The sequence below is a fragment of the Corynebacterium sp. KPL4072 genome, from assembly GCF_037908395.1.
Classification (GTDB): Bacteria; Actinomycetota; Actinomycetes; order Mycobacteriales; family Mycobacteriaceae; genus Corynebacterium; species Corynebacterium kefirresidentii.
The window spans coordinates 31,475-53,719 of sequence record NZ_JBBMGE010000001.1; the positions used below are offsets into that span (position 1 = coordinate 31,475).

Here is a 22,245-nt window from a genome sequence, read left to right on the forward strand (position 1 = left end):
TGGTCAAGAAGGAGAACGCCTAATGTCCGAAAAACTATTAGTTATTTGTAACGCCTATCCTAGCGAGCAGGCTCTATATCGTAATGGATTCATACACAGGCGAGTCAAAGCCTACAAAGAAGCTGGATTAGATGTCGAAGTTTTCTATAATCACGAACCGGTACGGCAGGCTTATGAATACGAATTTGATGGCGTACGAGTGACGGTTGGAAATGAAGGTGCTCTCGAATTACATGTGGCCAGTAATGACTTTGATGGGTACCTAATACATTTTGCGGAGCCCCAGCGCATTCGACCTTTGCAGAAATTAAACGTAAAAAAGCCGGTCATTGTTTGGGTTCATGGGTTTGAAGCGGAAGCTTGGTACCGTAGATGGTTTAACTTCATAAATACATCGGAAGATATAAAGGCAGCCTTAGAAAAGAAGGAGACTTATTATTTAAAGCAAAACGCTTTCTTCCATGACCTTATGACGCAGGAAGAGCTAAATGTTAGTTTCGTTAATGTTTCGAAATGGTTTCAGAAGTATGTCGTAGAACCCGACAATGGCGCTGAATTCCGAAATTCAACGGTCATCCCGAATTTGGTAGATGAGGAAGTATTTCCATACCGCGAAAAAGAAGATAAAAAGCGTTTCAATATCCTGAGTATCCGCCCATTCGCCTCGCTCAAATACGCAAATGACCAGACTGTTGGTGCCATACTTGAACTTTCAAAGCGGCCGTATTTTAAGGCTCTTAGCTTTACAATATGTGGAAGCGGTCCGATGTTCGATCAGACAGTCGAACCACTTCGTCAGTTCGATAACGTTAAGTTGGAAAATAGGTTCTTTACGCAGGAAGAAATTCGGGACTTGCATGCCGAGCATGGGATTTTCCTAAGCCCGACTCGCTTTGATTCGCAAGGTGTGTCAATGTGTGAGGCTTCGTCTTCAGGGTTGGTCACTATTAGCAGTGAAGTAGCTGCCGTTCCCGAGTTTATCGAGCACCGTGTATCAGGTCTGCTCGCCCAACCTGAGTCAATAAATGATTTGGCAGATTTAATCGAGGAACTCTACTTTGACGCGGAGCTCTTTCAGCGCTTGTCAAAGCAGGGCTCACTGGCGATGTTAGAAAAATGTGGGCGGAAGGCCACGATTGGCGCAGAGGTTGATTATATTCGTTTGCAACTGAATAAAAGTTAGGAAGCACTTATGAATTATGACGAGCAAGAGATCGTTTGGCGGGATCGGTACTACGAATTGGAAAGAACCCTAGAACAGGTGATTCGCCAAGTGGGAAAATCTATGAACTCTTCGAGGGAAGGGCACCAAGCCGAGTTTGGATTGAGAAAAGTTGTAACGCATGAATTCGTGGGGGCACCACACATTATCTGTGTTGCCAACGGCGAGAATTTAGAGTATGCCTTTGATTTTATGCGTGACGGTGAAGTGGTAGAAAGTATCAACTTTCAGCGGTCAAATACCGTACCAGTTGCACTTGGGCAACGCTTGGGAGCTAATGAGTGTTTTGTGAAAGTGAAAACCAACGCTCCAGGATTTCGAGGCCAAATTCAGACTAAAAGGGTAGCAATTTAAAATGAATCATTCATATGAGCGGAAAGATTTTCGAGTCTTAGTTTCTGGGTACATTAACGTTAACGTTGTCGACGGGTCTGCCTTTTTCCTAGCAGGAGTTTGCTCGATGCTGGCTGGGGTGTCTTCGGTAAGTGTTACTCTTTTAACTGCTAATCCAATTCGGAAGACAGAAGTATTAGACGAAGTTCTTTATTATGAAAACGTTTCTATTTTGGACCCGTTTGCTTCGAAAAACCGTGCACTATTCTCCAATGCCCCGTCGGGGGAAAGAATGCAAAGGCACGAGTATGCTCGAGCGATAGGTGAGATAGAAAAAGACTTCGATTCAATACTCTTGCGTGACACGGAAACGGCTTTCTACCTAGTTAAGGAATTTCCGGAAGTAGCATCCAAACTGTCCGTATACGTAACTGGTATTACTACGGTCAATGAAAGCGTTGATGATGATATAGTTCAAATGCTAAGAGTGTTAAGAGATTCTGGGGTCAAATTCCTCTGTCAGACTCAGGCGATACTTCAAAGACTGTCTCGGCTGTTGCCGTCTCATGATCCTGAAAAGCTTGCTCTTTTGCCTCCGCATGTCCCTGATGCGGAAGGATCTTTCGAAGAACTTTATCATTACAGTAAGCACCCTGACCGATTTGTTTACACAGGAAAGTTTTTTAAAGCATGGAATACCGACCTGATCTTGGCATCCTTCAAGTCGGTAGCTGCATCTGGAAGTTGTTTGACCCTGGATATTGCTGGTGATCAGTTCCGGAGGAGTGAGGACGATCCTTACTTCGTCGATAATAACCGTTGGCTAATGGATTCCACTCCGGGGGTGACATGGCACGGACGAGTACCTAGACTGACCTCACGTTCCCTCATTTCAGCTGCTCAAATTGGCGTTGGTTGGCGGGCTGAGGCGATGAATAACAGTTCGGAGCTATCGACGAAAATACTCGAGTATGGAGCATTAGCTAGGCCCTCCATCATAAACCGTACGCCCTTGCATGAGCAGCTGCTCGGAGATGACTACCCACTTTTCGCTAACTCTATTTCTGAATTTAAAGAATTGCTGTTGACTCTTCCTGATCGCCCAAACGATGTGGAAGAAGCAGCAAAGAGATGCTTTAACATCGCAAAAGACCATTCTTACTCATCAATTCGTGGTCAGCTTTTGTGCCATCTTGGAAATACGCCTCCTCAAGCTTTTAGCGAGTCTTCGTTTGCACTAACCTCAAGGCAACCTCATATGAGCCAGCTTCCCGAAGAAGGTCTCGTGAATGTTCACGGTGGAATCTGTTGGGTTGATCCAACTATCGAAGGACGGGACCCTGTCGCACAGCAACTCTCCGAACTTGCGCAGGATGAAAAATTGGCGCAGAAGTTGCCGACCTTACTACGCAAGCGCGCAGCTGAAATCGAAGTGCGGCAAAATCGGATTGTTCAAGAGAGTCCGCAAGCTTTAACGGCCGCAACTCGAATCTCTGAGGGCGGTCTCACAAAGCAGCCCATAGGGAAGAACCAGTCGGCTATTTCCAACTTGGCGCACCTGCGAGAAGAAAAGAAGGTACTTGAAGAGCGCTTGGCTACATCTGAACGGCGATTGGATGCCCTGCGAAATTCAAAGCTCGGACGTGTTCAGGTTGAAATCTGGAAAAATCGGCGGGGTCTTCATACGTTGCCTAAAGAAAATATAAAGGAAAAGGCAAATGCTCTAACGAGGATCTCGAGACATTTGCGTGACTGGCGACAGAACGGGAGTTAAAAATGGCAAACGCCGACCGTTTTAAATCGATAAAAGCCCCTGCGAATTTATCTTGGCGCCGACTGTATTTGTGGTGGGGAGAGCGTATCGAAGCTGACAGCGGGGCTCGGTATACGGTGGATCTTTCTTTGCTTGAGGAAGACCAAGCGGAAGCACTGAACCAGGTTATCTTGGCTAGTGGACACGGGACCAATTTCTCTTCTTCACGTGAACTTCTTGAGCCAGCCGCGAGGAGATTTTTGTTGGTCGAAACTATTTTCGCCGACACCGAATCAAACCACGATGCGCTTTCAAAGCTATTGACAATGTATCGGGAAACGCTTGAATCGATTGCGAATCAACATTTTATTGTCAATAGTACGGCGCTCCATGTGACGTATTGCTCTGTTGACAAGCTTCAAGAGCTCCTTTCCTTGTCTCGATTGATTAACGCTCTTAACAGGCAATCATCTTTCTTCACATTCTTACTGGTTCCATACATTCATCCGCGGGGAGGCTATCCTCAGGCGGATACTGGACATATTGATGCAGTCCGTCTCCCCAACAAATATTATCCAGACAACGCAAAGAAACTGACCGCAAAGACATTGTGCCGATTGCGGCTGGAATCAAATTTGGATTTTGCAACGAACATTAGAGCTGCAATTGATGACGATGACCAATGGCTTCCTTGGGCTGCGTCGGAGATATTCCAAATAGCTGATGCGGCAGCCGGGCAAGGAGGCCGTGTAACCAAGGCGATTGGTGTGGCAAATCAGTTAGTCTATTACCCTACCGGAGCGGGACAGGTCGATTTGGCTGAATGGGACCTAGTCATGACTGGGTCTAAGTTTTTCTCTGCCAATGATTTCAAGAAACTTGAGGAGTTTACCCCGTGGATGCTTCCTGAAGCTTTCACTGATGTTCAAGCGCGCGCCTTCAGGAGTCTGGGGGTCGATCTCAGAGTGATTAGAGGAAGCAAAGCTTTTTTCCTCTATGTTCGGTCTTATGGGAATCTTTCGGGCATGCTCAAAACGGACCATTATCTTCGTGGGGCGATGAGTAAACAGGGTATCGGAACGTTTTTTGATACTCGGAACGCGGCAATGACTTTAGTCCAAAATGCACAAGCGAACTGTGAAACGAATGCGTACACTTTCTCAGTTGATCCTCCCTCGCTCGCCGTACGTGGAGATTACGATAAGGCGACCGGAAAGCTCCGGATCGACGGAAACTTCACCGAATACTTGAACAAGCGTGGGATTTCAAATCCGGCGGAAATAACGGTCGTGGTCAACGTTGGAACAGATAAAGGAAGAACCGAACTTATAAAACCACTTGAGACACCGTTATTGTATGATGCGGAGAATTGGACGTCAAGGGCTTTGCTTAGGCTTGAAGACTCCACAGGCGATAATATTGGTTCAGCTTGGATAAGGGGAAAAGCCCCGTTCCTTTCCTAGGGTAAGTTCCTAATTGATGGATTGAGGATTTTGTGGACGAGTCCGTTAAACGCGAGTCGAGGCGGAAACTGATGATAATCGATGACGCAGGTCTTCGGCCTGTGTCTTTTAGACCTCCATTGAAGGACTACCTGGAGAACTTATGGAATAGACGACACTTTATTTGGGAAGAGGCTAAAGGAAAGTCGTCAACCAATAATCGAGACATGATTCTTGGGCGTGCATGGAACGTCCTCAGTCCCTTGCTTAACTCTGCGATGTACGGAGTCATTTTCGGGCTTTTACTCAAGACCTCCCGGGGCATTGATAATTTCATTGGATATTTGATTATTGGTCTTGTCTTTTTCGGTTTCATGAGCCAAGGCCTTAACGGAGGCGCGGGATTGATTCAGTCGTCGAAGGGTCTAGTTTCCTCTTTCAAATTCCCCAGAGCGGCTCTTGCATTTTCTCTGACGACTAAAAATTTTTTACAGAATATCGTTCCGGCGTTAGTAGCTATATTTTTTGGTCTTGTCTTCCAATATCCTGATGTCTTAAAGCCTAGTGCGTTTTTGGTCATTCCTATTTTTGTTTTGATGCACGTTTTCTCTTGTGGACTTTCCTTAGTCGTGGCTCGTATAACTGCGTTTATTCCTGATCTGAAAGCTATTCTGACTTTCGTGTCGCGGGCCTGGTTCTATACTTCGGGTGTATTCTTTTCGATTGATCGTTTTACATCTAACGCCACAGCGCAAGCTATTTTGGAGCTCAATCCAGCCTTTTATTTCTTACAGTCTGCACGAGGTGTGGTGCTCTATTCCGAATTACCATCGCTAAAAGTTTGGGCATATATGTTCGCAAGTGCTTTTGGCATGTTAGCTATTGGGATTATTTTCTTTTGGCGGGCAGAAGCGAGGTATTCCAATGTCCGCTGAATATTCGGTAGTCGCAAGGAACTTGAATAAGATCTATCGGGTGCCAGTAAATGAAGGTAGGCGACTCGAGGGGCTACTTCCTTCAAAAAAGCGCTCAGTTCATGCGGTCAAGGGAGTCAGCTTTGCCACGGAGAAGAGGCAAGCAATAGGAATTCTTGGAAAAAATGGATCAGGAAAGTCAACATTGCTTCGAATGTTGGCGGGAATTGAGACTCCGACTTCTGGTGAAGTGCTAGTGGGCGGCACACCGTCGCTTCTGGGCGTATCGGCTGCTTTGCAGCCGAAACTGACAGGAATGGAAAATATTAAGCTTGGTTTGCTAGCCATGGGGATTTCGAAGGATGCTTTGCCCGCGTATGTTTCGGAAGTAAAGAAGATATCAAGCCTTGAAGAAGAAGCTTTGATTCGACCGATGAATACATATTCTTCTGGTATGTCGGCCCGCTTGACGTTCGCTATCGCTACATCTAGGAACCCGGAAATTCTTATGGTTGACGAGGCTTTGGGAACCGGAGATGCTACCTTTGCCGACACAGCTAAAAAGCGCATGTCTGAACTGCTTGACAATGCCGGCACAGTCTTCATGGTGTCCCATAGTGCGAAAACCTTGCGGAGAACCTGTAAGCAGGCAATCTGGCTCCATGACGGAAGGATCGTTATGGAGGGGCTACTCAGCGAGATTTCCCCAGAATACGCCAAATGGGGTGAGTGTATTACCCAGAAAAGGTTTGAAAGGGCGCAGCAGATTGTTGACTACAATAGAGCGCAATACGTGGAGCCGGCTGTAGTTTTTGAAAGCGAAGCCGCGAGGTTGCTCAACAGAAGATAGCGAATTTCTGAAACAAGTTCAGCCAATATCGTTTTATTGTCTCTAAAGTAGCAAATCAGTCTCCATGGTTTTGGAATCCTGATCTTTGGTAGGCCTCTGCGACGGTGTATTTCAAGTCGGCTAAGTTTTGGACTACTTTGTGCAGAATTTGCTTTGGGTAGGGAACATGCCCATCTCCAATGGCATCAGTCCTGGTCCAGAGTTTCGGATCGGGGCTGAGTGCCTGACAGAAAGGGATAAATTGCCCCTCGTAGTAGTCTGTATCGCCCGCATTTTGAAGAATGCCTATATGATTCGTTGGAGCTTTAGGATAAAAATCGGCCGCGTTTTCTTGCACTTAAGTTGCTTTGAGCCTAGAGATTTGGGTTCGACCTGAGGCTCTATACGCGTGAACTAAGAATTCTCCCAAATTTGGTGTGGGGCGGGTCGCTAGATTCAATCTGGGATTGATGCAGAGAACTGCTGCATCGGAGAAAAATCGGCTAAAGTTCACAGCAGCATAGCCACCTCCCGAAGAACCAGCTAAAATTAGGCGTTTCGTGTTAAGACTCTCGACCGCATGGTGAAACAGAGATTTCGCATAGTTCGGAAATGAACCAAGGGGCTTTACTCCGATGTACCAACCTAAGCGGAGCTTGTCGGTGTACGCTAGGGTCGGACCGGAAATCGAGATGAGGTTCGCGTTAGCCGCTTCTGCCAGCCCATCTCCCACAAGGACTGGAAATGTGCTGGATTTCGTGACAGAAGCGTGAAAGAAGATCAGAGTAGTGCTAGAACCGCGATTTCTTACCAAAATATCTAGATGTAGATTTCCGGCTTGAATTGTGTGCAATCCACTGGATACAGAACTGTCCAAAAACTCTCGTTTGGAAGGGTACAGTTTTCCAATTCCCCAGCGATGAGTGTCTCTAACTCGCATTCGACTCCGATTCTTGGGTTGTGGGAAGCTCGCAGTGAGCGGTGTGATGAAACTTAGGATATTTCTCGGTCAATGGAGAGCTAATTCTTCGCGAGCATGGACGCAAGCGGTGTAAGAGAGGAATCCGTCTAGTCGGACTTTCCTGATCGTGAATATTGCGACGGTCAAGCTACCTTTAGAAAGGCTCGTAATCTAAGTAAACACCTTAATAGTAAACATGCGCGTACGTAAATACTGGAGTGAGATTACCCTCAAGTAGTGGACACCCTATTAGTACGGATCTTGTGTCCGTAGGAGAGGATGTTCATTGTGAATCAACAGCGCAAGAAGTACACGCCGGAGTACCGGCGTGAAGCCGCAAACCTGGTAATCGAGTCGCAGCGCCCAATCGCTCATGTGGCTAAGGAGATTGGTGTTTCCGCTGGGCTTTTAGGCCGGTGGGTAAAAAATGAGCGCGAACGTCGAGGAACATCAGATGGGCTAAGCGAGGCGGATCTTCGTGCTGAGAATGCTCGTCTGCGCCGTGAACTGGCAGAAGCCAAGATGGATAACGAGTTTTTGTCAAAAGCGACAGCCTTCTTCGCTGCCAAGCAACGCGAACAGAAAAGTTCGAATTAATGCGGCCAGAGCAAGGCGAACTTCAGCATCAAACGTATGGCACGGCTATTAAAAGTGTCTCGGTCTGGATACTACAAATGGTCCCATACGCAGCAGAAGCGGCTATCCGGTGAAGATAATCGTGCAGCTTTTTACGATGATGTTGACCGTAAGATTCATCAGATTTGGTCGGACTCCGATGAGGTTTATGGTGCTCCGCGGATTACCGCAGAACTTATCGAGCGCTACCATATTGTGCTTAACCGTAAGACTGTGGCTAAACGGATACGGATAATGAGTATTGAGGGCATTTCACCCAGGGCATTTGTTCCCGTAACGACGATTCAAGCCAAGCGTAAGTCCACGCTTCCTGACCTGGTCAAGCGCATGTTTGATACTGGTGAGCTCAACCGAGTGTGGATGTCGGATATTACCTACCTGCGCACCGGTGAAGGCTGGTTGTACTTGTGCGCAGTCCGCGATGGTCATTCCCGCAGGGTACTGGGCTGGGCTATGGATAGCGTTCAAGATACATACCTGGTCGAACGGGCCCTACGGATGGCGCATACACTACGCGGTGACGTGCCTGACGGGCTAGTGTTTCACGCTGACCGCGGAACCCAATTTACCAGCGAGAAGCTTTGGGAAGCTTGCCGCAACCTGGGCATTGCTCAGTCCGTAGGGCGCACCGGCGTGTGCTTCGATAACGCGATGGCCGAGCCATTCTGGTCGACGTTTAAAACCGAATTCTACGACCGAAAGCGCTGGGCGACCCGTAATGCCGCACGCAAGGCCGTTGCCTACTGGATTGAAGTCGTCTACAACCGCCGGCGCCGGCACTCCACACTCGGGATGGCAAGCCCCGTCGACTTTGAGAAAAACATTGGCCTAACCACTAGCAGAAAAGAAATAGCCGCCTAACCACTAGGTAGCTCTACTACGTGTCCACGAATTGCGGGCAACCCTAGGAGTGACTTGCCCTACCATCGATAGATTTGATCACTTAAGTAGGTCTCATCGGCTTTGAGGATTTTAGCTCCATTTTTATTTCCAGAGTCCTTTAGTATCGATGATGGTCTTTCCTTTTAGAAGCGACGGATTAATAGATTTGAACTCATCATGGTCTACCAAAAGGGTGATAACTTCCGCTGCTTCGATCGCTTCTTTAGCGCTGGATAGCTTCACGTTTTCCTTGTTGGCCAAGCCAGTTGGGAGTTCTTGGATGTTAGGCTCCACAACTAGTACTTGCTTTTCAGGCAATTCTGCGGCAATCGCTGTGGCGATATCCACCGACGGAGATTCTCGTAGATCGTCGATATTAGCCTTGAAGGCAAGTCCAAGAACTGCAATAACATTATTGGCGGATTTTTGGGCAGCCTCCATCACTTTCCCGAGAACCCATTTAGGCTTCCCATCATTGACGTTCCTGGCGGTGTGGATGAGCTGTGATTCTTCTGGTGCGGCGGAAACGATAAACCAAGGATCTACTGCAATGCAATGTCCGCCAACGCCGGGGCCCGGTTGAAGAATGTTAACTCGTGGGTGGTGGTTGGCGAGGTTAATTAACTCCCATACGTTAATACCGAGGCGGTCGGAAATTACGGATAGCTCATTGGCAAATGCGATATTGACGTCTCTGAATGAATTCTCGGTGAGCTTAGCCATCTCAGCAGTTACGTCATCCGTGGCTAGCAGCTGACCTCTACAGAAGCTCGCATAGATTTCGGTCGCACGGCGTGTAGCTTCTTTAGATTGCCCACCAATAATCCGGTCATTCGACTTTAGCTCCTCTATAGCTTGACCGGGAAGAATTCGTTCGGGGCAGTGTGCAAAGTAGAGAGTTTTCTCGTTAGCGGCGACACCCTCTTTGTCGGCCCGTAAGTCTGGGCGAAGCTCGAGAATTCTAGACGCCATCTTTTGGGTGGTCAGAGGAGGGGAAGTCGATTCCAATACGATCAATTCATTTCCCTCAAGTTGCGGAGCTATTGCTTCCGCGGCCGAGTAGATGAATTTCATATCAATATCATGCCCCTTTGTGAAAGGGGTTGGTACTGCCACGATGTAGGCATCGGCATGTACTTGCTCCGTGGTGGCTTTGAAATTTCCAGTTGAGAGCGCATTCCGCAATTCTTCTTCCAAGCCTGGTTCGATTATGGTGACTTCGCCACGGTTAATTTTTTCTACATTAGGGGCGTTCACATCTACGCCTGTAACCTTTAGGCCCGCATTTGCCATGACGACTGCTGTTGGCAGGCCAATATATCCAAGGCCTAAAAAGGCCACGTGTGTAGTTGAACTCATTTTGTCCTCTATTCGTCTAGTCCGCGTAGAATTCCGGTGAGAAAGATTATACGTAAGACTATCTGCAGACTATCTGCAGACTATCTGCGCTCTTTGCTTAGGCTCTCGTGACGTCAGTCTGATCGATGCAGCTATTCTGATTTTTTCTATTAACTGTTTCATTCTTTCTTCTTGTATGACTCGAAAAGCGTATTGGAAATTGAATGTGGGAATAGAGATTAAGTGTGTGCGCATCGAATCAAGTGGGTTTTGAGGGCATTAAAAGTGAATTGCTGTCAGCGGTGAGTCGAAAAACGCGCACGCACCTTGTTTAGAACCTACGGTCGCCCTGCAGGTGTGTTTTAGCCTTTAACGTGGGAAGTGAAACTAATAGGGGCGTATAAACCCAGCCGCCTTCATGGCTTCTGGCTGAGGTACTGAAGGGTTTGCAAGCTTTCGGACGATTTCAATAAGTTTGTCTCTAGGTATTGGCACATGCCCGTTACCATCGAAATCGAGACGCTCAGCTATATTAAGGTCGCTAGTACGAGATTTTACAAACGGCGCATGGTTTTTCTCGAGAAATTCAGAGTCTCCAGTATTGTGGTACATAGCTGCATAGAATTGGGCCGAACTTGGTATTACGTCGGCGAGATTTATACCATACTCGGAGCTGATTCTCTGGTATGGAGTTCTTCCGACAGCTCCATGACATTTAGTCATGTAAGTCGCCCAGTCTTGATCTTGGCCTTGGCTCAGATTGAGGCGGGGATTCACGGTTAAGGCGATAGAGTTTGGAAAATCAGCGGCATAATTCATGGCTGCGTACCCGCCCCCGGAATTGCCAAAGAAAATTAAGCGCTTGGGATGAACCGCTTCGATTGCCTCGCTCAAAATGGGGTGGAGGATTGGCTTAAGGTGTCCGAGGGCTCGGTTGCCTAGGTACCAACCAAGAGAAACCTCATGATCCAAGCTGACACTTGGATCTGCTACTGCAATCAGGTTAACTCCCGCCTCGCCTGTAAACTTTTCGCCTACAAGCGTAGGAAAAGATGTTCGGACGGATACTCGATGTTGGAATGTAACCACTGTGGTGCTCGAACCGCGATCTCTGATTAGGAGATCTAGGAGTTGATTTCCAATTTGGATGGTATGTAGGCCGTCAGTTGCCTCATTTCTCGACCAAAAAGTAGGAGATGGGTACAGTTTGCCGACCCCCCACTTGGATGTGTCTCGTTTCCTCATGGGGAAAATGCTACAGCACCTTTTTAAAGGCCATATTGAAGCGTCCTAGGGTTAGTTCCGGTTCTTTTACTACCCCGTACTGACGGGCTGGGTCAGAGAGTACTCGATTTCCACTTCCTGCGGAGTGGCGTAGTCCAATGCTTCGTGAAGGCGCTCGGTGTTCCACCAATGCACCCACCACAAAGTCGCCAACTCAACTTCTCCCACTGACGTCCACGGGCCTTGGGGGAAATTGGCAACTATCGCCTCTGATTTAAGACATTCGAGATAGAGACTAGGCGCTATTCTAAGACTGTTGTACGGGCGATGGGGGTATGTCAATTGTCGCAAAGCTAAAATGAATGCTGTGCGAATCAGAGATATCAAGCGTTGGTCACCGGGAATTCAGTACTCAGATCCCGAGGAGTTTTGTAGGGAACTGGACCATGACGGTTTCCACACAATTCAGCTAAACGCCACAACTCTAGATTTGATGTTGGTTGACCGCAAATCTGAAACCACGCTCGTCGCTTTCCAGGGCTCTGTGCCTGGGAGGAGCACGTATCCTAGCTTTTTAGGTCTGGAACTATCGGAATTGGCAGGCGTCAATTTGATTGCAATTTCGGATCCGACCGTGGTGGTCGACCGAGAACTACGAGTGGGATGGTACTTAGGGAATCGAGTTACCGGTCCACTGAAGCGGTCTCTTTTACCTGTTCTTAGGCGTAGCGTCGATTACCTTGAAGGAGATCGAACTATCTTCTACGGTGAGTCTGATGGCGGATATGCTGCAATGAATTTCGGTCAGCATTTTTCTGGGGACGATAAATGCGCGTTTAGGGTTTTCCGACAAGCCGCATCTGGAACTAGCTGAGTACGTAAATCGTGCGCACAAGGTCAAGGGTAGAACTCCTTACCTCAGGGTCAGGGACAGCTATGCGAAGAATCTCTGGGAAACTATCGACCTGAACGCGCCTTTTTATCCGGTTATGTATCAAAATAGCGGTGACGCGAAGTGCCTTGAAACTAACCACTCTGTGTTTGTAAAACAGCGTGGCAATGACCTGGACTTGGCAGAGCGGTTGGATTTTGACGGCGACGGCGAAGTCCCAATACCTCGTGACAAATTGCTGAGTATTCTGTCTGCTCTAAGAGACCCTGGCGTTGGGGCTGAGGAGGCAATAAGGCAGGCTGGCTTCCAAAACTCTCAGAATCGTGGGGATCGAACGCCTGTACGCAATAAAGTGCCTTGCGCTACCCCTAACGCCCAACGGGAGAGGAGAGTGCGCCTAGAGGACATAGATCCTACTGTCAACCCAAACAAGGGTGTTCCGCGAAATATTAGGTTAAAAAGGTGGCCGGGTGAAATGCGTAGGCGGGTAACAATTCCCGAAACGTACACCCGGCATGGTGACGGATCACTTCTCCCAGGAGCGACGTCAGTCACCACTGATGCGGCAGGTTTCATCTTATCGGGGCCATCCGGTCTTGACAGTAGAAGGCCAATTGTCTTCCTCGGAGACAGCGTAGTGGAGTCTCTATACGCACCCGAGGGACAACGCTGGCCCGATGTCGTTGAGGATGAGTTGGAGGTCCGCGCGCCCGGATCATTTCGGGTGCTGAACGGTGGTAAATCAGGTGCGACTCTTTTACACCTTGCCTTAAGTCTTTTGGCGACGATACCACCTTACTCCGGCAGCTTAGCAGGGCTGTTTGTAATTGCACCCGGAGCGGACGCGAAGCTGGAACTGGATACTGCAACCTATTGGTCAAGTCATCGCTTCGTTGATCCGTTAACCCCAGGTGTTCGTAAGACGGGTGCATTTGCGTATCCGGAAATTGGCCGCGACCGAGACCTTCTGTGGAGAGTCATTTTTGAGACTATGTCGGCTTACGACATTCCAGGAGCCGTTCTGTCTGCGCCTGTAAGGTGCGGCGAGTGGTCGAAAAGTAAGTTTTTGCAAAAGAGATATTCGAGCCGGCAAGAATACGATGCGAGCTTACATCGATATGATGCGGTGAAGGAAGATGCAAGAAAAGCTGCGGCCAAAGGTAGGGTGGATTTTTTCTGGAATTACCAGAGCATGCCACGGGAGAATAATGAGCGGTTTTTCTATGACCATGTCCACTTTAACGATTTAGGGCATAGGACGTTTGGCAAGGAAGTAGCCGATGCTATTTGCCCAATTCTGCGCCGTAAAATCGAGGATTGATCTAATTCGTCCAATTTACATTGGGCAGTACCAGTGGAGTGGAGGAGGCTCTGATTTGAAAGGAGTTTCACCGATAATGACTACGGTGTCCCCTAAGAAGAATTATGACCCGTTGAGGGGCAACGAGGTCAGCGAGAAGCTGATGAAGCGTCCTGGGTTTAGTTCCGCTTCTTTTACGGCCCCGTGTTGACGGGCTGCGTGAGATAGTACTCGGCTTCATACCTCTTGTGGGGTGGCGTAGTCCAATGCTTCGTGAAGGCGCTTGGTGTTCCACCAATGCACCCACCGCAAGGTCGCCAACTCAACTTCTCCCACTGACGTCCACGGGCCTTGGGGGTAGATGAGTTCAGTTTTGTAGAGTCCGTTGACTGTCTCCGCCAATGCGTTGTCATAGGAGTCGCCGACTGTTCCCACACTCGGGCGAATTCCGGACTCAGATAAAGCCGTAGAATACTTCAACGACACGTACTGGCTGCCCCGATCACTATGGTGAATCAACTGGTTGTCATGGATTCTTCCAGCAGTGGTTAAAGCGTGCTCTAAAGCCTCTATCGGCAGCGCATCAGTGCGCAGTGCAGAGCGCGTGGCAACACCAACAATTTTCCGACTGAAGACATCAACTACAAATGCGGTGTAGGCGAACCCCGACGAAGTGCGAACGTAGGTAATGTCGGCAACCCAAAGCCTGCCTGGTGCCTGCGCACGAAAGTTTCGCTGCACCAGGTCCGGGCGACAATCGGGCGACTTTGGGCTTACCATTGTTACCGGGTGTCGTCCACGTCTGCGGCCGGAAACACCTGCGAGCTTCATCAACCGGGCAGTCTTATCGCAGCCAATATGAAAGCCTTCGCGGTTCATAGCGTGCCACATTTTTCGGAAACCGTAGACCGAAAAATTCTCCGCGTGTACACGTCGAATCTCTGGGATGAGCAGGCTATCGCTTAACGCCCTTGCGCTGGGAACACGTGTGGTGGCTTTCCGGTAGCCGCGTGAGGTGATGAATCCACGATCTGCTTGTCGAAGGACACGGCAGATGGCCTCGACCCCAAACTGATCTTTATACGCGTCGATATAGGAGCTCATTTGGTCGTGGGGCGGTCGAGTTCCGCCGCGAAAAAGGCTGAAGCAGTCTTGAGAATCCCATTTGCTCGTTTCAGCTCCCGGTTCTCTCGGCGCAGACGCTTGAGTTCTTCTTCCATTGTTTCGTGATCCGGCGCTTTGCGTCCGTCTCGTGTACAGGCGCTGTCGCGGTACCACGCCCGCAATGTGTGGCGTGATACGCCGAGGAGCTCGCCGACCTGTTCGTAGGCGCGCTGTAGTGAGCAGGACTTCAAGCGGACCATTTCGATGATCTGATGGACCGCCTTCTCCTTAAACTCGACGGAATACTTTCTGGGCATAGTGCCTAATCCTTCCTTACCTGAGGTAGGAACTAAACCCAGGACGCTTCAGGTGCGTCCGCGTGGCGTGAATGCTGTGGAAGGCGGAGACGCTAAAGGAAAGAGGACAAAAGGTCACAAGACTACAAGCATCATGAATTCCTAGTCTTATTAAATGTCCTTGGTCCGGGTGCTTGTGCGCATCCATATTTCGCTTTCGCCTGATGCCTTACCCCAGCAGACACTGGTAGCATTTTGCATACCGCAACCGGCAGCCACGGGAGGTCTATTCAATGGACGGGGATACTGGCTATTTTCTCTTTTGCGCCGGGGCAGTGCTAGTTATGGTGCTCTACTGGACGTACTACATCAGGTGTGAGCGGAGGGAACCCAGATCGGAAGAGTGGTACGACTCAGGCGATGTGGAAGGTGCGGCAAGTGATGGCGTCCTTTTCGTCTATCCTTACGGTTCGCTAATTTTTGGCGCTTTGGGTGTAATAGGGTTGACACAGGGGATGAACCCTCCCGAATTTGTCACAACCGTGCTGATGTTTGCGGGAATGGCAGCTCTCGGCATCGGGCTCATTGGAATGACGGGAGCGGTCGGGATTCCGCTTCCGTGGCCTTTTGTTCCGAAGTGGGTCGTCGACATCCGCAAGGCAAAGCGTGCTCGTAGACGCGAGCGCAGACAAGCTAGAAAAAGGGAAAAGGAAGAATAGGCCTGGCAACTTAACCAGAGGCCGAAGCCCGTTAAACATTTCCAAGATCAGGCTGTATTTCCTTCAGTATGGGGGACTACTCCTTTAGGGGACAACCAACTTATACGGATGTTGTTCCAAGGGGAATCTCCTTGTGATTAGGCGGAGCAATAAGTACACGCCGGTGTAGCGGTGTGAAGCCGCGAACCTGGTAATCGAGTCATAGCGCCCGATCTCTCATGTGGCTTAGGGCATTCGTGTTTCCGCCGAGCTTTGCGGCCGGTGGTTCAAACTCGAGCGCATGGTGTGAATTTGACCCTGCAAGCTCCCACCGACCGCGTTCGGCATTTTTCTTAGTGGCTTCGTCGCATCTCCGATTTTGAAAATTAGGAGTCTTTGGCGGCAGCCTTATTGTCAAAACCCGTGTTTTAACAATAAGCGTTCGGGTCGCAGGCTTTTAGCGTAGAAACCGACAGACAGGTCATCTGAACAATGGGGGCGGCTTTCTCTCGGCCGCCTAATCCGCTGTTGCTCGCTACGGGAGCGCGGGGTGGTCCCCAGTACCGGTGCCATCAACTGGTCTGGATTTTCTCTACTCGAACGGAACGCGGTAGGGGGCACTCCAAGTATTTATCTTCTTAACCTGACGGCGCTTGATGTCGAGCAGGGTGTGCCTGCTGCGCTGAAGAAGTAGACTCACAAATCTCCTGAACGGTGTTCAACTCTTCGGTACTATCTGCACATGGACTACTACTCTGTGCGTATGCGCGCAAACACAGCGGGCCAGCACATCTCCGGTGCGGAGGATATCGTAAGCGCCAATGACGTGGCTGCGACGTGTGCGGCCCTGGCGCAACGCGCTCTTAACCACCCCAAAGGCAGCGCGGAAAACACAACCATCACGGTAGAAGCCTTAAAGGAAGAAGAGATTTGGCGAGTACCCCAGGTGAGCATTAAAAACCTGGACGTGAAATCTCCGGAGCACGCGCACACGGTTATACGGGATTTGTTGCGCGGTCATACCCCACATGTGGAACGCATCATTGAAACAACCTTTGAGGTCCGCGATATGCGCGGTGCCATGCTTATCGACGCCGCCCAAGCCGACCGTCTTGAACCCGATCTGCAAAGGGGGATACGCGTAAGCCATATCGGTGCTAAGTTGGCCTTTTCCACGGAAAGCGTGGGTAAAAACGCGGCTCTCGAGGCAGTTATTCTTGCCAGTAAAGTTGCTGCGCACCCAGATATTCTCGCGGAACTGTGCATCTCCGATGACCCCGCCTACACCACGGGCTATGTTTGTGTGGCTGGCACATATCATCGGGTGCCGCACATCAAAGAACCTGGCTCGCGGGCTGGAGGGCGCGCTTTTATTATCCGGCCGGGAGCTGATGTCTTAGCGCTCATTGAGTATCTGGAAAGCCAACCCGTCCTAGTAGAAGTGAACTCGATAGCATGAACCCTAGCCTTGAACAGGCCGTACAGGCTCGACTTCAAAAATGGGACGAGGACGGACTTCGGCGGAGTCCTTCTGTTTTTGCAAGTGGGCAAACCCCTAGCGCGATAGTGCAGCAGGCGGGAGACCACCGTGTTCGCGAGGCGGTTCTTTTTAGCTCTTCCAACTATTTGGGCTTAGCTGAGCACCCAGACATCGCTCATGCGGCAAAAGAAGCCATCGATGAATACGGCGTTGGATCCGGTGGCTCGCGGTTGACCACTGGCTCGGGGAAACTGCACATAGAAGCGGAAGCTGCTGTAGCAAGCTTCACCGGCTATCCCGATGCGGTGCTTTTTGCCAGTGGCTATCAGGCCAATATTTCTACATTGCAGGCCCTAGCGTCACCAGAGCTCACTATTGTCTCAGACGCTCGAAATCACGCCAGCATTATCGATGGCTGCAGGCTGGCCAAGGCGAACGGCGCGACCGTGGTTGTGACCCCGCACCGCGATGTAGAGGCCGTGGACAAGGCTTTATCCACCAGAACAACCGAATACGCACTCGTGGTTACAGACGGTCTGTTTTCTATGGATGGCGTGCTCGCCCCTTTGTCCGACCTATATAAAGTCACAGACAACCACGGGGCTTGGTTGATGGTGGATGATGCCCACGCCTTTGGCACTATAGGAGCTACTGGCCGTGGGCTTCCAGAGCACTTTGGCATTCGGCCCGATATTCAGCTCATTACCGCCAGTAAAGCTCTCGGAGCTGAAGGCGCCTTTGTGGCAGCAAGCGAGCCAGTAGCCCAACTATTGCGCCAGCAAGCGCGTTCTTTTGTATTTTCCACTTCGCCCACGCCGGCTAATTGCGCCGCTATTATTGCGGGCGTAAACCTATTGGAAACCAATCCGAATCTAGTCGGCGGTCTGCAGGACAATTTTTCTTATTGGCATCAACGCAGGGGAACCTTGAAGCCAGAAGGGCCTATCATTCCTATTCACGTGGGTGATGAATCTGTAGCGATGGAAGCGAGCGCCGCGCTGCTTGAACGAGGATTCATAGTCCCCGCAATTCGGTGGCCTACCGTACCTCACGGAGCCGCAATCTTGCGGGTGACTTTAATGGCTACCCACACCAAGACACAGATTGATGCGCTTTGCAATGAACTGGAATCTCTCCATCTGTAGGCCGGTGGTGTGCCAGCAGGCATAAAAGAGGGCCCACGCGGCGCACATTGGCGCGGCGTGGGCTGGGACAAAATCTTGAAGGATTAGTCCTGTGCAACACCAACGTTGACTTCGATGTTGCCGCGGGTGGCCTTGGAGTAAGGGCACATCTGGTGTGCGGCGTCGGCAAGCTCCTGTGCCTTGTCATCCTCAACGCCTGGGATGGTGACCTCGAGGTCAACGCCGAGGAAGAAGCCCTCGTCGTTCTTGCCCAGCTTAACGCGGGCGCCGACGGAGGAATTCTCCACGTCAACACCCTTGTCCTTGGCCACTGCCTTGAGTGCGGAGTGGTAGCAGGCGGCGTAACCGGCAGCGAAAAGCTGCTCCGGGTTAGCGCCCTCACCGCTGCCGCCCATTTCCTTTGGGGCGGTCATGGTGAAGTCCAGATCGGAATCCTTGACTACGGCGCGGCCGTCGCGGCCTGCTCCGGTGGACAGTGCTTCGGTGGTGTATACGGCGTCCATAATGACTCCTTTTCTATCGGGTCTTTGTACGTCCGCCGATTGTACGCAAGAATTCTAGTCCTCGACGACGTTGACGGTGACCTCAATATTGCCCCGGGTGGCATTGGAGTAGGGGCAGACCTGGTGGGCGGCGTCGGCAAGCTGCTGGGCTGTGGCCTTGTCTTGAGCTGGGATGGAAACCTCCAGGTCCACTGCGAGCTGGAAGCCTTCGCCCTGCTTTCCGATGCCCACTCGTGCACCCACCGCAGAGTCACCCAACTCGACCTTCTGGTTGCGGGCCACGGCCTGCAGAGCGGAGTGGAAGCAGGCGGCATAGCCGGCGGCAAAGAGCTGCTCCGGGTTAGCGCCCTGGCCGCTGCCGCCCATTTCCTTCGGAATGGCCAGGGTGAAGTCGAGGTCAGAATCCTTGACAGTGGCATGGCCGTTGCGGCCTGCTCCGGTGGCTAGCGCCTCGGTGGTGTACATGGCGTCCATGATTTCTCCTTTTGATTTCACAATCTGGTTTCTTAAAATCCAATTTCGATTGTACACAATTAAATTGCGGACAATATTTTGTTGACGTCTATACTTTTGGCTATGAATGACGCGCCCACTGATTACCTTTCTCTCGATAGTCAGCTGTGCTTCTCGCTTTATCGTGCGAGCAGGGCGGTAGTGCGTTCCTATCGGACACTCCTCGATGAGATGGGGCTGACCTACCCCCAGTACTTGGTCATGCTGGTGCTGTGGGAGGCCGACGACGCGGTGCCACTTAAATTCATTGATTCCCGCCTCGGTCTGGATAGTGGCACGCTCACCCCGCTGCTAAAGCGCTTGGAAAAGCAGGGGTACGTGGAGCGGCGCCGCGATCCTGCCGACGAGCGCCGCACTCTCGTTAGCCTCACCGCTGATGGTGACGCCCTGCGCTCCCGCGCCGAGTGCATCCCCGAAGCAATGGCCGAGGCTTATGAGAAGTTGGGCCTCGACCTAGTGGAATTTAAAGAGTCTCTCGATGTCCTTGCCGCTACTCCCGTCGACGTGGAGCTACCGTGGCCGTCCGAAGAAGACTTTGTGAGGTAGGGGGCTTAGTTCGTCGTGGCCACGCGCCTGGACCATATGCTTTTGTCGGCGGTTTCGAATGAGGCGCGAACTGTTTTGTCTCCGGGCTTTTCGCAGGTAAGATTCCGTTGGTCGCTGCCCATGTGGCACTTCAAGTTATAGGACTGCTTGGTCGCCGGGCTGCTGGCGGTGATATCTGCCTGGTACACCGCCGTCACCGTGGGATCTGGGGAGTGTAGGGTGTAGCTGGCCTGCATCGCGGCGTCAAAGACCGCGGCGGCGAATTCGCAGGAGGTGGCATCGCCTGCGTCGATGGAATCGCCCGACGATGATGTGCCACAGTAGCCGCCAATCTGGCCTACATGGATGTTGTGTTTGCCGCCGGCCGGTGGTGTGGGCTGCTCTGGGGCTGCCTCTTTGGTGACCGTTTCGGTGCGACGTTGCTTCGTTTCCTTCTCCGGGCTGGTTTCTTCTGCATTTTCACCAGCCGGGGAGTTGCTATCTTGCGCAGTGGAGAAGGCTGGCTCTTCTGCTGGGGTGGAATCAGAGTTGGAGTCTGAACCGGAGCCGCAGGCGCTTAGCACAAGACCGGTAGCGAGGAGCACGGACGCGAGAGGGAGAATGGAAGGGCGTTGCATAGGGATACTGTAGCGCCCTTCGGGGTGTGGCGCGCGGCTAATGGTCTATACGAGCGGGTGGAACTGGCGCACCTTCGGGTGGCAGAACCTTCGGGTACTTTGTGGCTGTGCCGGCGGAAGTGGGTGCGCCGGCTGCACCGCTGGTTGCGGCGGTATCGGCGTTGCTGATGGGGGAAGGACGGTGGGGAGTGGGGTCCCAGTGGGCGTCGACAAGCTTGCGCTGGCATACCCAGCCCAAAGCCAAAATAGCCAGTGCGATGAGGGCAATGAAGATAAGCCCGAGCGCACCGCCGGCGTGAATGGAGCAGCCCAGCAGCAGGCCGAGCCAGCCAAAGTCGGCGTCACCAAAAGTGGTATTCGCGGAGCCGAAGGAACCAAGGACACCGAGGAGGAATGCCGGCAGGAACGTAATGATGAGGCCATTAACAAAAGCGCCGAGCGCGGCACCACGGCGGCCGCCAGTGGCATTGCCAAAAACGCCTGCTGCACCGCCGGTGAAGAAGTGCGGCACCAAACCAGGCAGAATCAGCGCAATGCCAAAGGCTGGATTGAGCCAGGTGGAAAGGACGGCAAGGCCGATAAGTCCGCCGAGGAACGAAGAAATAAACCCGATGAGTACTGCGTTCTGAGCATAAGGAAAGACGATGGGCGCATCCAGTGCAGGGATCGCGCCGGGCACCACCTTGGCAGCGATGCCCTGGAAAGCAGGCACGAGTTCGCCCAAGATGGTGCGGACACCGAAGAGAATGACGGCCACTGCCACGCCGAACTGGAGGCCTTGGGTTACGGACTGCATCAAGAAATTGCCCACATTAGTGGCGCCATCTGGAAAGGCCGTGAAGGCTTCCTCGGAACCAGCGCGAGCAATGAAGAGCACGGCGAGGACCACGTACATCAGCGCCATGGACAGCGCGGTTGCCACCATGGAATCGCGCAGGAAGCGCAGCCCCTCCGGCAGCTTCAGGTCCTCGGTGGACGGCGACATCTTCTTGCCCTTGCCGCCCACCAGCTTGCCGACGCCGCCCGCAGCCAAATACCCCGCAGTGCCAAAATGCCCGATGGCAACGGAGTCATCGCCAGTAATGCGGCGGGTAAACGGATGCGCGATGGCGGGGAGTGAAACCATAAGAATGCCAAGGAGCGCTGCGCCGAAGGCGATGACAATCCACGAGGAATACCCGGCCGGGGCAAGCACCATGGTGAGAAGAGTCGCCATAAAGAGAACATGGTGGCCGGTAAGAAATACGTAGCTCATTGGCGTAAAGCGGGCGAGCAGCAGCGAAACCACAAAGCCTAAGATCATGATCCAAGCGACCTGGCTACCGAACTGATCCTGCGCAATACCTACGATGGCTTCATTGGTCGGAACCACTCCTTGGGCTCCGGTCGCGCCCGTAATCATGGCCCCCAGCGGCTCTAAAGAATCGGTGACTAGGCCTGCACCGGCGCCGATAAGAAGAAAGCCGAGCGTGGCTTTAATGGCGCCGCCAATGGTTTTGCCGGTACCGCGGCCCATCGCTGCCAGACCCACCGCGGTGATGATGCCGATGAGAAACGCTGGCACGGAGAGAATTTCATTAACAAGGAAGTCCGCTATAGCAAGAAGAAAATCCATGA

General features: G+C 51.4%; 18 protein-coding genes and 3 pseudogenes. 12 read left to right on the forward strand and 9 right to left on the reverse strand.

Annotation, left to right across the window (positions count from 1 at the left end):
* Positions 1-22: 22 nt before the first annotated feature.
* From WMP97_RS00145 to WMP97_RS00170, 6 genes are all read left to right on the forward strand, one after another.
* Positions 23-1,183 (forward strand): glycosyltransferase family 4 protein, encoded by a 1,161-nt coding sequence (locus WMP97_RS00145; RefSeq protein WP_239208814.1) that lies wholly within the window; start codon positions 23-25, stop codon positions 1,181-1,183.
* Between the two features lie 9 nt (positions 1,184-1,192).
* Positions 1,193-1,576 carry a hypothetical protein gene (locus tag WMP97_RS00150; protein ID WP_239208812.1) on the forward strand — a complete coding sequence of 128 codons (384 nt, stop codon included), beginning with the start codon at positions 1,193-1,195 and terminating at the stop codon, positions 1,574-1,576.
* Between the two features lies 1 nt (position 1,577).
* Positions 1,578-3,329: a hypothetical protein gene (locus WMP97_RS00155; RefSeq protein WP_239208810.1), complete on the forward strand. Its 1,752-nt coding sequence runs from the start codon at positions 1,578-1,580 to the stop codon at positions 3,327-3,329.
* A 2-nt stretch (positions 3,330-3,331) separates the two neighbouring features.
* On the forward strand, positions 3,332-4,771 hold the full coding sequence (locus tag WMP97_RS00160; RefSeq protein ID WP_239208808.1) for a hypothetical protein: 1,440 nt from the start codon (positions 3,332-3,334) through the stop codon (positions 4,769-4,771).
* Between the two features lie 206 nt (positions 4,772-4,977).
* Positions 4,978-5,685 carry an ABC transporter permease gene (locus tag WMP97_RS00165; RefSeq protein WP_239208806.1) on the forward strand — a complete coding sequence of 236 codons (708 nt, stop codon included), beginning with the start codon at positions 4,978-4,980 and terminating at the stop codon, positions 5,683-5,685.
* A gap of 22 nt (positions 5,686-5,707) precedes the next feature.
* Positions 5,708-6,514 carry an ABC transporter ATP-binding protein gene (locus tag WMP97_RS00170; protein WP_239208804.1) on the forward strand — a complete coding sequence of 269 codons (807 nt, stop codon included), beginning with the start codon at positions 5,708-5,710 and terminating at the stop codon, positions 6,512-6,514.
* A 337-nt stretch (positions 6,515-6,851) separates the two neighbouring features.
* Here the strand turns inward: WMP97_RS00170 and WMP97_RS11790 are convergent, their stop codons facing one another.
* Positions 6,852-7,433: a YqiA/YcfP family alpha/beta fold hydrolase gene (locus WMP97_RS11790; protein WP_445293072.1), complete on the reverse strand. Its 582-nt coding sequence runs from the start codon at positions 7,431-7,433 to the stop codon at positions 6,852-6,854.
* Between the two features lie 300 nt (positions 7,434-7,733).
* On the opposite strand from WMP97_RS11790, the pseudogene WMP97_RS00175 reads away from it, so the two are divergent.
* A pseudogene (locus WMP97_RS00175) lies at positions 7,734-8,951 on the forward strand (IS3 family transposase).
* A gap of 123 nt (positions 8,952-9,074) precedes the next feature.
* Here WMP97_RS00175 and wecC read toward each other — a convergent pair.
* The 3 genes and pseudogenes from wecC to WMP97_RS00190 all read right to left on the reverse strand — a co-directional run.
* The gene (wecC, locus tag WMP97_RS00180) at positions 9,075-10,331 is read right to left on the reverse strand and encodes a UDP-N-acetyl-D-mannosamine dehydrogenase (protein ID WP_340439580.1); all 1,257 of its coding nucleotides are present in this window, start codon (positions 10,329-10,331) and stop codon (positions 9,075-9,077) included.
* A 366-nt stretch (positions 10,332-10,697) separates the two neighbouring features.
* Positions 10,698-11,204, reverse strand: coding sequence for a hypothetical protein (locus WMP97_RS00185; protein ID WP_239208986.1), 507 nt, complete (start codon positions 11,202-11,204; stop codon positions 10,698-10,700).
* Between the two features lie 420 nt (positions 11,205-11,624).
* Positions 11,625-11,783: pseudogene (locus WMP97_RS00190) on the reverse strand (integrase core domain-containing protein); the annotation flags it as partial.
* 1,280 nt (positions 11,784-13,063) lie between these two features.
* On the opposite strand from WMP97_RS00190, the gene WMP97_RS00195 reads away from it, so the two are divergent.
* Positions 13,064-13,747, forward strand: coding sequence for a hypothetical protein (locus tag WMP97_RS00195; protein ID WP_340439581.1), 684 nt, complete (start codon positions 13,064-13,066; stop codon positions 13,745-13,747).
* A gap of 173 nt (positions 13,748-13,920) precedes the next feature.
* On the opposite strand, the pseudogene WMP97_RS00200 reads toward WMP97_RS00195, so the two are convergent.
* A pseudogene (locus WMP97_RS00200) lies at positions 13,921-15,147 on the reverse strand (IS3 family transposase).
* Between the two features lie 272 nt (positions 15,148-15,419).
* Between WMP97_RS00200 and WMP97_RS00205 the strand changes: the two are divergent.
* The 3 genes from WMP97_RS00205 to WMP97_RS00215 all read left to right on the forward strand — a co-directional run bounded on the left by WMP97_RS00205 (position 15,420) and on the right by WMP97_RS00215 (position 18,449).
* Entirely contained in the window at positions 15,420-15,845 is a 426-nt protein-coding gene (locus WMP97_RS00205) for a hypothetical protein (RefSeq protein ID WP_239208990.1), read from the forward strand.
* 721 nt (positions 15,846-16,566) lie between these two features.
* Complete coding sequence (locus WMP97_RS00210; RefSeq protein WP_340439582.1) at positions 16,567-17,283, forward strand: 6-carboxyhexanoate--CoA ligase; 717 nt, start codon at positions 16,567-16,569, stop codon at positions 17,281-17,283.
* A 107-nt stretch (positions 17,284-17,390) separates the two neighbouring features.
* Positions 17,391-18,449, forward strand: coding sequence for an aminotransferase class I/II-fold pyridoxal phosphate-dependent enzyme (locus WMP97_RS00215; RefSeq protein ID WP_239207485.1), 1,059 nt, complete (start codon positions 17,391-17,393; stop codon positions 18,447-18,449).
* 83 nt (positions 18,450-18,532) lie between these two features.
* Here the strand turns inward: WMP97_RS00215 and WMP97_RS00220 are convergent, their stop codons facing one another.
* Positions 18,533-18,952 (reverse strand): organic hydroperoxide resistance protein, encoded by a 420-nt coding sequence (locus WMP97_RS00220; RefSeq protein ID WP_023021112.1) that lies wholly within the window; start codon positions 18,950-18,952, stop codon positions 18,533-18,535.
* A 54-nt stretch (positions 18,953-19,006) separates the two neighbouring features.
* The gene (locus WMP97_RS00225; RefSeq protein ID WP_340439583.1) at positions 19,007-19,426 is read right to left on the reverse strand and encodes an organic hydroperoxide resistance protein; all 420 of its coding nucleotides are present in this window, start codon (positions 19,424-19,426) and stop codon (positions 19,007-19,009) included.
* 102 nt (positions 19,427-19,528) lie between these two features.
* Between WMP97_RS00225 and WMP97_RS00230 the strand changes: the two genes are divergently transcribed.
* Positions 19,529-20,011 carry a MarR family winged helix-turn-helix transcriptional regulator gene (locus tag WMP97_RS00230; protein WP_340439584.1) on the forward strand — a complete coding sequence of 161 codons (483 nt, stop codon included), beginning with the start codon at positions 19,529-19,531 and terminating at the stop codon, positions 20,009-20,011.
* Between the two features lie 5 nt (positions 20,012-20,016).
* On the opposite strand, the gene WMP97_RS00235 is transcribed toward WMP97_RS00230, so the two are convergent.
* Positions 20,017-20,628 (reverse strand): hypothetical protein, encoded by a 612-nt coding sequence (locus WMP97_RS00235; protein WP_340439585.1) that lies wholly within the window; start codon positions 20,626-20,628, stop codon positions 20,017-20,019.
* 37 nt (positions 20,629-20,665) lie between these two features.
* Entirely contained in the window at positions 20,666-22,243 is a 1,578-nt protein-coding gene (locus tag WMP97_RS00240) for a PTS ascorbate transporter subunit IIC (RefSeq protein ID WP_340439586.1), read from the reverse strand.
* Positions 22,244-22,245 lie beyond the last annotated feature (2 nt).

Bases quoted from the DNA above. Each gene is read 5' to 3' on its own strand.
- WMP97_RS00145 (WP_239208814.1), top strand. From the start codon at position 23: ATGTCCGAAAAACTATTAGTTATTTGTAACGCCTATCCTAGCGAGCAG.
- WMP97_RS00150 (WP_239208812.1), top strand. From the start codon at position 1,193: ATGAATTATGACGAGCAAGAGATCGTTTGGCGGGATCGGTACTACGAA.
- WMP97_RS00155 (WP_239208810.1), top strand. From the start codon at position 1,578: ATGAATCATTCATATGAGCGGAAAGATTTTCGAGTCTTAGTTTCTGGG.
- WMP97_RS00160 (WP_239208808.1), top strand. From the start codon at position 3,332: ATGGCAAACGCCGACCGTTTTAAATCGATAAAAGCCCCTGCGAATTTA.
- WMP97_RS00165 (WP_239208806.1), top strand. From the start codon at position 4,978: ATGATTCTTGGGCGTGCATGGAACGTCCTCAGTCCCTTGCTTAACTCT.
- WMP97_RS11790 (WP_445293072.1), bottom strand. From the start codon at position 7,433: ATGCGAGTTAGAGACACTCATCGCTGGGGAATTGGAAAACTGTACCCT.
- wecC (WP_340439580.1), bottom strand. From the start codon at position 10,331: ATGAGTTCAACTACACACGTGGCCTTTTTAGGCCTTGGATATATTGGC.
- WMP97_RS00205 (WP_239208990.1), top strand. From the start codon at position 15,420: ATGGACGGGGATACTGGCTATTTTCTCTTTTGCGCCGGGGCAGTGCTA.
- WMP97_RS00210 (WP_340439582.1), top strand. From the start codon at position 16,567: ATGGACTACTACTCTGTGCGTATGCGCGCAAACACAGCGGGCCAGCAC.
- WMP97_RS00220 (WP_023021112.1), bottom strand. From the start codon at position 18,952: ATGGACGCCGTATACACCACCGAAGCACTGTCCACCGGAGCAGGCCGC.
- WMP97_RS00225 (WP_340439583.1), bottom strand. From the start codon at position 19,426: ATGGACGCCATGTACACCACCGAGGCGCTAGCCACCGGAGCAGGCCGC.
- WMP97_RS00230 (WP_340439584.1), top strand. From the start codon at position 19,529: ATGAATGACGCGCCCACTGATTACCTTTCTCTCGATAGTCAGCTGTGC.
- WMP97_RS00235 (WP_340439585.1), bottom strand. From the start codon at position 20,628: ATGCAACGCCCTTCCATTCTCCCTCTCGCGTCCGTGCTCCTCGCTACC.
- WMP97_RS00240 (WP_340439586.1), bottom strand. From the start codon at position 22,243: ATGGATTTTCTTCTTGCTATAGCGGACTTCCTTGTTAATGAAATTCTC.